Here is a 12,728-nt window from a genome sequence, read left to right as displayed (position 1 = left end):
GTTGGTGGAGAAAACGGATGATATTCCGTGAACAACCAGGGCATAGGGAAGGCTAACATGTCTGTCAGCCAACGGAAAACGGCACCGGGGCGAAAGTCACAATGAAGATAGCCAAGGCTGCCCAAGCCACCCACCGGCGGTGTTTGCCCAAAACGATGTCAGGGTCAATGACCGGGGGGTGGGCAATCCCGACAAGGCTAGCCAGACCGACCCAGAGAATCCATCCAGGCCAACCCGTGAGCCCCAAATAAATAAGGATGGGAATTGTCCCCAAGGCCAGTGAACGTTGCCGGTGGCCTAACACCGCAAATGCCACATGGCCTCCGTCCAATTGACCCAAAGGCAGTAAATTAATTGCGGTGACGAAAAATCCGAACCACGCGGCGAAGGCAATGGGATGGAGTACAATATCGTGTGTAGGAGGAATCGGGCCAAACATGAGCCAGCCAAACCATTGCAGCAGGAGTGGTTCGCCCAACTGTAAGCCGTATGTTTGTGATCGTGGAACGATATGGGAAAGGGAGAGTCCGATAATGATTGCCACGACTGCTGCGATAAAACCGGCAATGGGACCCGCCACGCCAATATCAAAAAGCGCCCGGCGATTCATAATGGCCGATCGCATGCGGATCACGGCCCCAAAGGTACCGATGAAATGTGGAGGGCCAGGGATAAACAGCGGTAAGGACGCGGGTACACGATGAATGCGAGAGAGGAGATAATGCCCGAATTCATGGGTGACGAGGATACCTAAAAGGGTTGCGGCAAAGGGGATTCCATTGACTAAAGAGCCAGGATAGCGCATTAAAAAATCCCAGGCCCCATTGACGGGTTTCGTATTCACTTGAAATGCTCCTGCCCAGAGCGTGGTGAATACGGTGAGCCCAAAAAGCAAAATAGGAAGGCCCCATTGAGAAAAGGCGCTGGGAGTTGGAGGAGGGAATTCGTCCACCTCATCTCCAGTTTCGGGTAGTTCAGTTTGAAGTGATTGCCAATGATCTCTTTCACTGGAGGATGTCTGTGTTGTGTGTTCTTGACGTATGTCGTTTTTGGAGATAGGCCTGACTCGAGGCGGAAAAGCAGGGGGGGTGGTCCGGGGCAGTGGATCGGTGGGACCAATAGGATTCAACAGAGAAGGTGGTGGAGTTGGCTTACTCTTCGAAGGATCCGAGGGAGTTGAAGGTTCAGGCGATTCGTGATCCATTAACACGTCCTTATTAAATGCCAAGCCAGTAATTGGATTGACATGCAATATCAGGCAAATGGATTGTGCGCTTGTTCCTGAGTCACTGTTGTGGAGGGACCATGGCCAGGAAACAAGGCGGTGTCCTTTGGTAAGTGTAACAGGGTATGGCGAACGGATTGCAAATGCTGTGGATAAAGCGAAAAAGGGTTGGAACGCCCCACCGAACCGGAAAAGAGCGTATCGCCCACAAAACACAGGGTTTGGCCTTTGAGTGATAACAGGTAGCAAAATCCTCCAGGGGTATGACCCGGGGTGGCCAAACATTCAACCGTCAACTCTCCTAAGGCAATCACCTGATGGTCGGCTGGTATTTTTATGGAGGCGTCAGGTGGTCTCCATGGGAGCAGATCGAAATCTCCATTACCCAGATAGACCGGCACTGGCCAACGAGCAAGAATCTCTTCCAGCCCTCCCGCATGGTCCGTATGCCCATGGGTGAGGCAAACACCGATCAAGGTCAAATCACGACGGGAGATGCTCTCAAGCATTTGCTTGGCATTGTACCCTGTATCAATCATGAGGGCTTGTTTGGTGGCTGGATCAGTTACCAGATAGCCTTTGACCTCATACCCGCCAATATCCCCTTTGATGGTCTGAACAAGATCGTGTTCAGTCGTCCATACGGGTTGAGGCTGAGGTAACCATCCTTCCAAAGTCAGACTTACCAGGGGTCCAACGCGCAGGTGTAAGGCCTGGCTAATTTTTTGAATTTCTCCTTTGGTCGGAGGTCGATGGCCTTTCTCAAGATGCTCCACCTCGGCCTGCTCCAATTTCGCCAATTCCGCCAGGGTCTCAATTCCCAGCCCTTGGCCAAAGCGGGCTTTTTTTATGATATCGCAAAATTCGTCTTCTAAACTCATTAATATGCTCAAAGTAGAGTTGGCTATAGTTGTGGAAGCTCCTTGCCTTTTCTGCCTGCTTCATCTAAGCAAAAAAGAGGTGGCTGAGGAAAGGGCTATCTGTCTATTTTCGATTCTGGGCTTTTGAACAATTCGATATGTTCTTGTGAGCGGGAGCGCATTTTTCGTTGAAAAAGGAGTAGGGCTCCACATAAGGTCACTTCTTCAGAATGGAGAATTTTTTTGGGTGCCAGTGTCGCCACGAGTCATGATCATTATGCAAATAACAATGGGTTATTGCATCCTGAGGCGGGCGGGGAATAAATGCTGGATAGCCAGAAGCCACCAAGGGTAATGAGGACCTCAATGGCTTGATTGTCCAATCAAAGGTTGGTTTCTTCATTGACATTATTGTGGCAATCGGTTACGTAAGAGAAACTCGCTACATGAGTGAAAATGGCATTCACAAACCTAACATTTTAAAGGGAGGCAGAAGATGAAGAATGCGCTAATGGCCGTTGTCTTGGGGTTTTGTTTACTCAATCTGACTGGATGTATGGGAGTAGCCTCTCCCGTTGCCGGGTGGGCTTATACTGAAGCCAAATGGGACGGCGTAATTAATGATGGCCCTGCTCCGACAAAAACAGGAACAGCCTGTGCCACCTCAATTCTTGCGATGGTTGCGACAGGTGATGCCAGCCTGGAAACGGCCAAAGCAAATGGTGGAATAACTCAGATTTCACACGTGGATCATACTTCAAAAAATATCCTTGGAGTCTGGGGTGAGTACTGTACTGTCGTAAAGGGATCGTAATCGGCCAGTAAATGACTTTGGGGGATTGTCCTAATTTATTCTTAGGACAATCCCCTTTGTTTTATTTGTGAAAATATGTAAAACCGAAATGATTCTAAGATATTGATTTCAATTGTTACCGCCTAGGAAAGACTCTCCCATACGGGCCTTCATTGTCAGAAAGGCTATTTCCAGTTCAAAGGGGATGGCTTTTTTTAAATAAAGATCCCCGTGGTCAAAGTGGGCAAATCACTGGATATTAGAAAAGTGTTAACTGACGAAGCTCTCCTCGCGGTTTGTCTAGATCTTGCACATACTGTTGGACAACCTGCCAATTTCCTCTCTCCCTCACTGTCCTGACATAATGCACATACGATCAAAATTTCTCTCCCCACGACTCTTTCTTAAACGACGGTTTCCCTCGAAACACACTTGGCTCGTGTAAGTCTTGAAAATGCGCACCATTTGCCAAGGCAAAATCTTCGGATCGGCTGAACACATCAGATGGATGTACCCCCGATCAACGCCTAGGCAGTCGTAGCGTCTGGCAATACTGAGGGTTGCCTCCGCCATGATCCAAACCACATCTTTCTGCAACACGGTGCCTGGGGGGTGTTCATTTTGTCCGAAGATTTTGATGGACAAAAAGGTGGGGAAAGCAAGTGGCGGGTTTCATTGATTAGGAAATTTTCTTGACATCATAGGCAGGAGCACCTGGAATATAATTACAGGCGTTCTTTTTAAGTTTCTGAGATATGTTGATTTAGGATTTCCTCGGAGGAAAATTGTATTTTTCCATAAAATTTGTGGTGCTCCTTACCTGCATTGGGGCCATTTCACTTCCCTGTCGTTTAGAGGCTTTGGATGACATTGAGATTTATCTGGCAGGCTATGGTGTGGGCTCACAACCCTTAAATAAGGGAGTTTCGTATAAAGGTCGAGTGGTTTCAGGCGAGAAGGTGAATGGAGGTCCTGGTTTGGGATTTAAGGTAGGGTTATTCCCTCATATTGCCGGTGGGTATCTTGGCCTTGAATTGGAATCATTTGGAAATAATAATTCAATCCGTTTCCCCATAGTCAATAGTTTCGGAATGACAAAAGGTGATAGCAGCCTTATCACCCACCAATCTATGGTCAATCTTATAGCGCGGTATCCAGGGGCTGTGTTCAGGCCGTATGCGGGCATTGGAGGCGGGCTTTCAAATGGAATATTGAGAAATTCCGATATTCCTGGCAGAAAAGATAAAAGTTTTGAAACAGGAACGGCTCCTGGATATCAGTTTTTGGGAGGCATGCAAGTAGTCATTACTGAAAGGTGGTTTGTATTTGGGGAATACAAGTACTTCTCTGCGAATTACCATTGGAAGGAACTTTCATTAAATTTTAGGAGTGAATATTTTTTGGGGGGGATTGGTTTTTTGTTTTAGTCCTGGCTTTATGTTTTGGTTAAAGGGTTTAAGAGGCAAGGGTTTGGCTTCACTGATCTCTTGGAGAATTAGAAATACCCGTGAAAAACAGCAAGGACTTCATTGTCCTGTTCATGGTGGGTGAAGGTGGCACGCACCGCGAAGTTTTTGGCAAATGTCCATCGTTGGCCAACAGAAATGGGGATGTCATGGGATCGATCTCCAAGGGGGTAATATAAATATCCTGCTGAGATCAGCCATTTCCAGTTTGGAGTAATGGTGGCCATTACGCCGCCGGATACTCCTCCCCCCACCCGGTGATTTTCTTTGTACCCGCCACTGATGTTGGCATCCATCTCCCCAAAGAGAAAAAAGACTTCCCGCTGAAACACCTGAGTTTCAAGGGCTCCACCGATTCCTGCATTGGCATTCCCATTTGAACAGAGGTCGCACCTTGAGGTCTTGACGGTGTCCATTCCAACATTAAACTTCCATGATGGCGAAACGAACAAGGAATTAATGGGGGCCAAGGAGAGGGCATTGGCAAAGGTAAAACGTTCTATTCGAAATTGATTTTTTTCGTGATAATGCCTTAACCGTAAATCGAGTAATTCTATTTGGGCATCTTGGGTGTATCCTGGATCAGGGTCCAGGAGATCATGATAGGCGGCTCGGACGCTGATTTCTTCGAAAATTTCATGGTTTCTCCATCCGAATCCCTCTCCGACCCTAAGTGAATTGTGGCCGTGCTCGGGAGAAAGGGAAAATGGCTCTACATGAAAGGAAGGCGAAGGAATTTTTATTTGACTACGCGTCACTAAGATAGATCGATTTTTGGCCTTATAGTCTTGAGCCTTGTCTTGATCGGTTGCGACTTTATATCGTAATACGTCGGATGCGAAATCCAGAAGGAAAATTTGGCGATTCCTTGGTAGTTGGCGAAATTCGAATTGTTCTGTCAAATGAGGATCCTTGAGGAGTTTAGGAAGTAACGAGGTTTCTTGTTCCTCCAAAGCGTTGCGCTTTCTTTTAATTAAAGTGCTGCGAGCTGGTCGGTACACGCTCTCTTTTACCAATCCTTTGTAACGAAAAAGGAGGCGAATGGTATCGGCAGGAATCGTCGCAAAATGAAACTGATCGGTCAGGTGCAGATTGGGATCGGCCACTTCCAATAAAGACAGGATATGGTACGCACAATTTTCTTTAAAGAAGTAATAGTCGAAATAGGCATTCCCTAATTCCCACACATGCATCAATAGCCGATGAATTTGATCGGAAGAAAAATTCAAGTGATATTCCCAGATGTCTCGATTCTCAATGTCTCCGTATTCTTTGACTTTCATGTAATAGGGAATAGTCGAAAAAAACCCTTTGTATCCTCCAAATATTCCTTTATAAGCGTATTCAATTCCAGGATCGGGCGGCACCTCTGCCGCATAGTTGATGGTATAGGCGAGAATCCGTGTTTGTTCGGTTTGGCCTTTTGGATCAACTCGGAGGAAAGTGTGCCCAAACATGGAAGCTGGGTTCCCCATAAAGGCTGAGGGAAAAATCATGGAAATAAATTCGGCATCAAATTCATCATACCAATGATGAAATCGTTCACATGCGTGAGAAGGGAGTTTGGTCTCTTCAAACTTTAATTTCTCTTTCAACCAATGATAGCGGGCGACAAAAGCGCATTGGGCAGGTTGTTGTGACCGACCGACCAATTCATCAGAAAAAAAGAAGGAAAGTGTTGCCCGTAACTCAGCCTCAGGATCTTCTTTTCCATTTTCTGCTAGGAAAAACTCTGGATCGTCCACTTCGCTGGTGTGACCACCAAGGAAGTTTTGCTGGTAATGAAGTAAGAGGTGCCAGTAGCGTTGCTCATGGAGTTTGTCCCTGCCAGCTTGCTCATTCAATTCTTGAAGATATGGTGGGGTTGCCCCTTGTATGGGGGCAACAAAAAAATGGAAAGAAAATAGCCAAAGGCCAATAAGAAGGCGTATTACCACATGCGGGGAGAGAAAAGTGAGAGAAGAAAAGGCTCCGGCTTTAACAGCCGGAGCCTTTCGGAACTTACTTGTTGGTTGTGGATTGGGCTAAAATAATGCGGCCCTGCATCGCGTTATTTATAGCTTTCACAACGGCTTTTGGTGAACTTTCTCCGGCTTGCACCAGAGTCGAATAATTCTCTTGCGTCATTAAAAAAAACTCTGGGTGCTGTTCTTGAGGTATCCCCATCAATGTGGCTAGTGATGTCAAATGTTCACCTTGGCCTTGCGCCATTTCTTGGGATAGGTTGTCGAAATTCAGGGCTGTAAACACATTGACTTTTTCGGATGCAAAAATTTTCCCATCATTGGTGCAGCCGGAAGTGCCTGAACTGATTGCAAAAGTTTGAAAGCCGGTACCATTGGTGGTGGCCATCAGAACCTGACCCCCAATGCTTTCATTTTGGCTGGACTGTTCCCACGCGAGTTTCCCTAATCCGCAACCTGGGCCATTGTTTGGCGGATTCCCTAACGCCATGCCTGACATTCCCATGATCAGAAAAAAGGTTGACACCAATGCCCATGGTTTTTTCCCCATGCTTTCCTCCTAATTTGGTGGTGAGAGATAAAGGAATTGGTTTACGACTCGTAAGCTTGATTATAACAAAAGAAAGACTATTAGAAAGTCAAAATTTACACATGGACATCTCTAAAAACCCCTGACCATCTGAGCAATAATTGCGATACTTTCTGCCCAAGGAGAGTGCGTATGCCAACACCCACCCAACCCGGGTTTTTTTTGCCTTGTCACTTGCTACGAGGCCCTGAGTCACAACGGGGATCTCTTAGAAACACTCACCGCGCATCTGCCATGGACGGATTCCCGTCCGGCCGTGGAAAAAGTTTCCCGCCGCTCCAAGCGCCAGCAAGGCGGACGGGCCCCCTTTGATGCCGTGCTAATATTCAAAATCCTCGTCCTGCAAACCCTCTACAACTTATCCGATGATCAGACGAAGTATCAGATTCGCGACCGTTTGTCCTTCATGCGAACCTGGATCACCGTATCCCCGATACCAAGCCCATCGGTTGTTTTGCGAAACCCTCGCCCAAGCCCAGGTTGTGGAGACTCTCTTTACGCAATTTGAAACCGATTTGGCCGAGCAGGGCTGACAGCCCCGTGGCGGCTCACTGATTGATGCCTCACTGGTTCCCGTCCCGAAACAACGGAACTTGCGCGACAAAAATCCGACGATCAAGTCCGGGGAGTGTCCGAGGGAGTGGGACCGTCAACCCGCGAAGCGAGGGCAGAAAGACACGGAGGCGCGCTGGGTCGTGAAGCAGGGCGAGAATCAGTATGGGTACAAAAACCATGTGAACGTGGATAAGACGCATAAGCTGATTCGGCAGTATACGGTCACCGATGCGGCGGGGCATAATAGTCAGGTTTTTGAGAAAATTCTGCTGTCTGTGGAGGCCGGCCGGGATGTCTGGGCCGACTCGGCCTCCAGGACAATCTCAACTTTTCGAACTGAGACCCCGGGCATTCAGACAAAACCAGAGTTTTTAGAGGTTCCCTCATGTATGTTGATCTCCTATGGCTGGCTGACGGGAGGCACGGTGGATAATGAATTGTGTTTAGGCTTTATATGGTTGAATATATCCTTTATGCCAATGCAGGAGTATTTCGGGATGTATGGCCCGGAGAGTACTTGCTGGTTGTGGATAAAGAAGGAGTCTGAGAAGGATGTAGATTCGGACATTGCTCGAGAAGTTGCCTGAGTGTTCGATGGCCTTCTTTATATCCAGGATAGAGGGCGATGATTTCTTTCAGGGTGACCAAAGCTTGTGGGAGTTGTCCGGTCTCGATCAATAATGCGATCAACCGTAATCTTCCTTCCAGAGTTGTGGGATTCTTGTTGATCAGGGTTAGCAGCGTCTGAATTCCTTCTTGATAGTTTCCTGTAGACGCGCAATGGTCAGCATAAATGCCATAAAGTTGGTTCTCCAAGTCAGAAACCAGGTGGGGTTGTTCCAATTCGTCCCAGTCCATTGGGACAGTGCGGCCTATTGGTCCGATCTTTTGTGCTAACCGGAAACGGTGACTATGCGGTTCAGACCGTTCTGTGAATTCGGAATTGGATGATGAGTGCTGAAGGAAGCCTAAACCGTTCCGCCGAAGGCTTCCTTCAATTTCCTGATGGGAATACGACCGTATCCCAATGGTGTCCTCGAAAGGAACATCATGAAAATGGCCTATTGGCAGTTGAAAAATCAGATAGCCATGAGGAGTTAAGACGCGGTGGATTTCTCCCAGGTAACGTTCAAACACAGGACGGGGCATGTGCTGAAATGTAACATAGGAATAGACCAGATCAAATGAGGAGTGAGGAAATTCTCGAAGATCCATCCCAGAGGTTTCATACGTGTGAACATGGGGATCGTCGGCTAACCATTGTTTGCTCTGGGCAATCATTGCGGAGGAGACATCGACTCCAACTAAAAAATCAAAATAGGGAGCGAGGGCTTTGAGGACTCTGCCAATGCCGCATCCGATGTCCAGGACATTCCACGACGGTAGGGGAGGAACAGGAATGGTTGCCAACAGAGCCTGGGCAGTGTCTTTTCCCGATTGAGCGAACTTTTCTTCTGTGTGGTAATCCTCGGTGGCAATCCAAAATCTGGCATGGTGTTGGGCCCGTTCGTTCCAGTCATGTTTCATTTTTTCCCCAATGTTCATAGGTCTCCGCATCTCCATCAGTTCGAGGTATTTTCCGTGGGCAAATGTTTGAGGTTGTTTCCATATTCGCGTGTCCTTGGGTATCTTTTTGTATCCCTATTTGGCACTGCTTTGTTAAGAATAAGTCCTCAATGGTTTTTCTTGGAATATACGATTGAGCAAGTCCGTTGCCAACTTCGGTGGTAATGGTACCGGCAGCGTATTGGGATCACAATTTTCAGGATAGGCTTGTGAAAGGTGTTTTTTAAGAAATCGAAGGAGTTTATTCAATGTGCAGAAGAGAATGGGCAAGAGATTCTTGGCCGTGGAAAGGTATGCCCAGCTTTAAGATTTAGTGATTAAAGTAATGTACCTATAGCCAGTTGCCTTGCGATAAAGCGATGTTTGAACTTTTGTAGAACATGCTTTTTGATAGGGGCAAAAAAAATTACCGGTTTTCCAGAAAAGAGATATTGGGATTTTGAACGAGGAGTGCATGAAAAAGTGTTAAACGAATAGATCAATATAAGCGGGTAAAGCATCGGTTGGTTTTTCAGAGGGAGTCCTCTGCCTTCGTCGATCTTTCGGTGCCGTTCCTGGGGGCTGCTGCCTTGATGGCATTGGCTGACAAGGCCACCGTCCGATTCTGGGCTGAAGGATCGGCTGGTGCCAGGGGTACTGCCCGAACTTGCTTGGCTTTTTGTAAAGTGGCTTGTTGGTTACCTGGGACAGGAAAAGAGTCAATACTGACTTCTCTTCCAATAGCATGGAGTTTTCCGCCAGACATGGTGGAGAAGAAAAAATCGCCTCTTTTGGTTAGGACTTCGGCTGCCACTATTTTCCACTGTTCGTGATTTCGGACTGCACTGTCGCGACTCTGAGGTTCTAGGGTATTTCCACCAGTAGAGGGAGCATCTTCTGACTGTAAGGCCTCATATCCGTCAGAATGGATCCGGAAACCTAATCGGGAAATATGAAGTGCAAACGGTGAGGGTGAGGAGGATATATTTTTGGGAAAATCCTGGACTCATCAACTTTGGACTTTTTGGATATAAATTAATGTTTTTTTAGCCGACCGGAATGAGTCAGTCATGGGAGTAAGTTCTTGTGAAGGATTCTGTAGAGGCGGCGCGGAAATGATAATATCAGAAAAACGGCATGGTTGTTTTACCCTTGAAAGGGTGGTCGTGTGTCACCTGCATATTCAATTATCTTTTACGACATCGTTATTGGGAAAAAGCCTTATCCAACCCGTTCAGGCTGAGGATTTTGAATCATGAACATGTCGAGGCCATTCAGCCACCATTGTGGGTTTCACTGGGAAAACACAAGACCCATTGAGAAATATACGGATTTCTAGACAGATTTGTTCGCTCACAAAATAACGGTTTTGTCCCCATTAATGTCTGGTAGTCGACTTGACTGTCTCAGTCTGCATTATCCTCCCTACCCAATAGTTTCTCTACCGACTGCTTTTTTGTTTTGGGATTGAAGAATTCTGATTTTTAACAGTGCCGGCGCAATTGTTTGGCAAACTTCTTTGTGTCCAAAGCAGGCTTGACAGGCCATAGAGTCAGTGAAGCAAGGAAGATACTTAAAAAGACCAGAAGTAGAAGTGTGGTGGTGGCGTCCGGTCGTTGGATCTGCTCAAAATATAAGGCTTGCGCATTGGCCAGAACTTTGTCTGCAGCAGATACCCCACCAAAAAGTATCATGGTCATGAGGGAACCAATAATCATTCCTCCGAATATTTTCAGCATGAGCGCACTCCTTTTGTTAAAGAGGATGTTTAACAAGAATTTTTTCGATTTCTTCGGTCGGTTACTTCCTAATATGGGGCAAGGATTATTATAAAGTGGTAGATCTGTCACCCTGGTGAAGAGATATCGTGAAAAGGGTTAATGAAGAAATACCGCTAATGGATTAGCAGTTGAAGACTACGTCGTAAAAGTCAGAGGTAGGGAGGATTTTTTTTGATATTTTAAGAGTAACGCTGTTTGAAGGAGAGGACCAGGAAGAAGAAGAGCAAGTTTATTGGTCCAATGCAAGCTGAACCATGGACAGGAATTGGCTGAAATTGCAGGGTTTATCGAGGATAGCAAAGACTCCTGCCTGACGCGCTCGCTGTTTATCTTGGTCGTCGAGATGGCCACTGAGTAAGATGACGGGGATTTGGATGGGATCTTTCGCCTGCAGTTTGATTTGGTCTATAAAATCTAGACCTCCCAAAGTCGGCATCTGATTGTCGGAGATAATCAGGTCTGCCCGGTTGTTGGATAGCCAAGCGATGGCTTCTGATCCATTGCCGACCTCAATACATTCTAATTTCTGAGATTCCAGGACTAAGCGAAGTGCCTCACGAGCATTAAGATCATCATCTACTAGAAGAACTTTTTTCATGCTCTCGTTCGCTTGTTCAATCGATTCCTAACAAACACATAAACGATTGCCCTTCATTTTAAATGATCAGAATAACACATTGTCCACCCCCCTAAGAGACTAGCGGGTTTTCTTTTTAACGAAAGCTCCAGAAAATATCCTCCCCAGGATTTCCAAAACCAAAGCTGGGATTTTTCGTTATTGAGAAGAAATGGGGATGGCTGTATAACCCTTCGCCTCCAAACACCCTTCTAGGGAATAAACTTCTTTGGTCCTTTGAGTGGTTCCTGTTGAGAGCAAGGCTTCTTCGCAATCAGCTTTATCCTTGGAAAAGGTCGCCTGCGAGGTCCCGGGCTTGAACCATTTTACCGGTGTGGAAGCGCAGCTCACGACTGGAAGAATTGCCAGAAGGCTTACGATCACATCAATTTTTAGATTCTTCAATTTTTTCCTCATGGAGAAAAAGAAGCCGAATTGTAATGATTTTATCTCGAGTATTCAATCAAACGCATTGAACATGGAAAAATTCTGATCCAGGGTGATATTGGATGGAAATCAGGCAGGGAAGGGAATATGACGCCGAAGCAAATTCGTGGAATTCAGGTATTCTGACCAATTTGGACAAGAGCCCAGGAGGCCCAAAAATGCACATTGGGAGTCGGGTCTGTTTCCATGGCTTGTTTCAGTGCAGGCATATCCTCGGTGGTTCCCAATTTGCCTAAACGATACGCGGCTTCCGATCGCACGCCCACACTTGGATCCTGGAGAAGATGGGTGCGTAAGAACGGAAGTCCTCGGGGGTCGCCTAATTCACCGAGTCCGGCAATTGCAGATTGTCGAGTGAGAGAATCCGGACTTTCCAAAGCTTGAAGGTACACGGAATAGGAAAATGGAAATTCAAAGTGAGCAAGAGATTGGATAATGGTTCTTTGAGTGGCAATGGTGGAAATAGCATAGGCTTCGGTTAACACTTGTATTAATTCCTTCTGCACAGCTGTCCGACCCAAGGCCAATACCACAGCCTGTTTGACTGAATCGGAAGGATCCGTAAGGTGCTGAACCAATGCAACGAAAGCCTGGTCTGGTAATGAATCGGCCATCGTTCCCAAGGCCCACGCACTTGATTGTCGTACCTGATCGTCTGGATCCGACAACGCGAGGACAAGGGCTGGAATGCCCTGCGGGTCCCCAATTTTTCCAAGTGATAAGGCTGCGGTCCGTCTTGTATCAAGCTGAGTATCCGTCAGAAGTGGAATGAGTCGTTCGGTGACGGTTTCAGCTGATTCAGGTGGGGATTCAATGACACAACCAAAGAGTCCGAAAAAGCAAATTGCTCCGACAATGATAGCAGAATTGGCAGAGAACGTGAGCAA

Annotated in this window: 14 protein-coding genes; 4 read left to right on the top strand and 10 right to left on the bottom strand. The window is 46.8% G+C overall.

The window, feature by feature from the left end; translation table 11 throughout:
- Positions 1-64 precede the first annotated feature (64 nt).
- Both H6750_09030 and H6750_09025 read right to left on the bottom strand, forming a co-directional pair.
- A complete protein-coding gene (locus H6750_09030) occupies positions 65-1,204 on the bottom strand; it encodes a site-2 protease family protein (GenBank protein ID MCB9774452.1) in 1,140 nt (379 codons plus the stop codon).
- 50 nt (positions 1,205-1,254) lie between these two features.
- Entirely contained in the window at positions 1,255-2,106 is an 852-nt protein-coding gene (locus H6750_09025) for an MBL fold metallo-hydrolase (protein ID MCB9774451.1), read from the bottom strand.
- A 490-nt stretch (positions 2,107-2,596) separates the two neighbouring features.
- On the opposite strand from H6750_09025, the gene H6750_09020 reads away from it, so the two are divergent.
- Together H6750_09020 and H6750_09015 are read left to right on the top strand one after the other, a co-directional pair.
- Positions 2,597-2,899 carry a hypothetical protein gene (locus H6750_09020; protein MCB9774450.1) on the top strand — a complete coding sequence of 101 codons (303 nt, stop codon included), beginning with the start codon at positions 2,597-2,599 and terminating at the stop codon, positions 2,897-2,899.
- Positions 2,900-3,663: 764 nt separating this feature from the next.
- Positions 3,664-4,305 (top strand): outer membrane beta-barrel protein, encoded by a 642-nt coding sequence (locus H6750_09015; protein ID MCB9774449.1) that lies wholly within the window; start codon positions 3,664-3,666, stop codon positions 4,303-4,305.
- Positions 4,306-4,373: 68 nt separating this feature from the next.
- Here the strand turns inward: H6750_09015 and H6750_09010 are convergent, their stop codons facing one another.
- Both H6750_09010 and H6750_09005 read right to left on the bottom strand, forming a co-directional pair.
- Positions 4,374-6,188, bottom strand: coding sequence for a DUF4105 domain-containing protein (locus tag H6750_09010; protein MCB9774448.1), 1,815 nt, complete (start codon positions 6,186-6,188; stop codon positions 4,374-4,376).
- 157 nt (positions 6,189-6,345) lie between these two features.
- A complete protein-coding gene (locus tag H6750_09005) occupies positions 6,346-6,858 on the bottom strand; it encodes a DUF3015 domain-containing protein (GenBank protein ID MCB9774447.1) in 513 nt (170 codons plus the stop codon).
- A gap of 295 nt (positions 6,859-7,153) precedes the next feature.
- Here H6750_09005 and H6750_09000 point away from each other — a divergent pair, with 295 nt between their 5' ends.
- Together H6750_09000 and H6750_08995 are read left to right on the top strand one after the other, a co-directional pair.
- Positions 7,154-7,405, top strand: coding sequence for a transposase (locus H6750_09000; protein ID MCB9774446.1), 252 nt, complete (start codon positions 7,154-7,156; stop codon positions 7,403-7,405).
- Positions 7,406-7,448: 43 nt separating this feature from the next.
- Positions 7,449-8,039 carry a transposase gene (locus H6750_08995; protein ID MCB9774445.1) on the top strand — a complete coding sequence of 197 codons (591 nt, stop codon included), beginning with the start codon at positions 7,449-7,451 and terminating at the stop codon, positions 8,037-8,039.
- Here H6750_08995 and H6750_08990 read toward each other — a convergent pair.
- The 6 genes from H6750_08990 to H6750_08965 form a co-directional block, all read right to left on the bottom strand.
- Positions 7,924-8,997: a methyltransferase domain-containing protein gene (locus tag H6750_08990; protein MCB9774444.1), complete on the bottom strand. Its 1,074-nt coding sequence runs from the start codon at positions 8,995-8,997 to the stop codon at positions 7,924-7,926. The two genes, H6750_08995 and H6750_08990, sit on opposite strands and share 116 nt — an antisense overlap.
- 532 nt (positions 8,998-9,529) lie before the next feature.
- Complete coding sequence (locus H6750_08985; protein ID MCB9774443.1) at positions 9,530-9,982, bottom strand: hypothetical protein; 453 nt, start codon at positions 9,980-9,982, stop codon at positions 9,530-9,532.
- A gap of 499 nt (positions 9,983-10,481) precedes the next feature.
- Positions 10,482-10,736 (bottom strand): hypothetical protein, encoded by a 255-nt coding sequence (locus H6750_08980; GenBank protein MCB9774442.1) that lies wholly within the window; start codon positions 10,734-10,736, stop codon positions 10,482-10,484.
- A 271-nt stretch (positions 10,737-11,007) separates the two neighbouring features.
- Positions 11,008-11,376 carry a response regulator gene (locus H6750_08975; GenBank protein ID MCB9774441.1) on the bottom strand — a complete coding sequence of 123 codons (369 nt, stop codon included), beginning with the start codon at positions 11,374-11,376 and terminating at the stop codon, positions 11,008-11,010.
- 177 nt (positions 11,377-11,553) lie between these two features.
- Positions 11,554-11,799 (bottom strand): hypothetical protein, encoded by a 246-nt coding sequence (locus tag H6750_08970; protein ID MCB9774440.1) that lies wholly within the window; start codon positions 11,797-11,799, stop codon positions 11,554-11,556.
- A gap of 155 nt (positions 11,800-11,954) precedes the next feature.
- Positions 11,955-12,728, bottom strand: a complete 774-nt coding sequence (locus H6750_08965) for a HEAT repeat domain-containing protein (protein ID MCB9774439.1) — start codon at positions 12,726-12,728, stop codon at positions 11,955-11,957.

The sequence above is a fragment of the Nitrospiraceae bacterium genome, assembly GCA_020632595.1.
Taxonomy (GTDB): Bacteria; Nitrospirota; Nitrospiria; order Nitrospirales; family UBA8639; genus Nitrospira_E.
Note: the sequence above shows the minus strand (reverse complement) of the source record. Positions and strands in the feature narration are given on the sequence as shown.

What these genes read in the sequence shown, in the direction of transcription:
- H6750_09025 (MCB9774451.1), bottom strand. Translation starts at nt 2,106, where the DNA reads ATGAGTTTAGAAGACGAATTTTGCGATATCATAAAAAAAGCCCGCTTT.
- H6750_09020 (MCB9774450.1), top strand. Translation starts at nt 2,597, where the DNA reads ATGGCCGTTGTCTTGGGGTTTTGTTTACTCAATCTGACTGGATGTATG.
- H6750_08975 (MCB9774441.1), bottom strand. Translation starts at nt 11,376, where the DNA reads ATGAAAAAAGTTCTTCTAGTAGATGATGATCTTAATGCTCGTGAGGCA.
- H6750_08980 (MCB9774442.1), bottom strand. Translation starts at nt 10,736, where the DNA reads ATGCTGAAAATATTCGGAGGAATGATTATTGGTTCCCTCATGACCATG.
- H6750_08990 (MCB9774444.1), bottom strand. Translation starts at nt 8,997, where the DNA reads ATGAACATTGGGGAAAAAATGAAACATGACTGGAACGAACGGGCCCAA.
- H6750_09005 (MCB9774447.1), bottom strand. Translation starts at nt 6,858, where the DNA reads ATGGGGAAAAAACCATGGGCATTGGTGTCAACCTTTTTTCTGATCATG.
- H6750_09030 (MCB9774452.1), bottom strand. Translation starts at nt 1,204, where the DNA reads ATGGATCACGAATCGCCTGAACCTTCAACTCCCTCGGATCCTTCGAAG.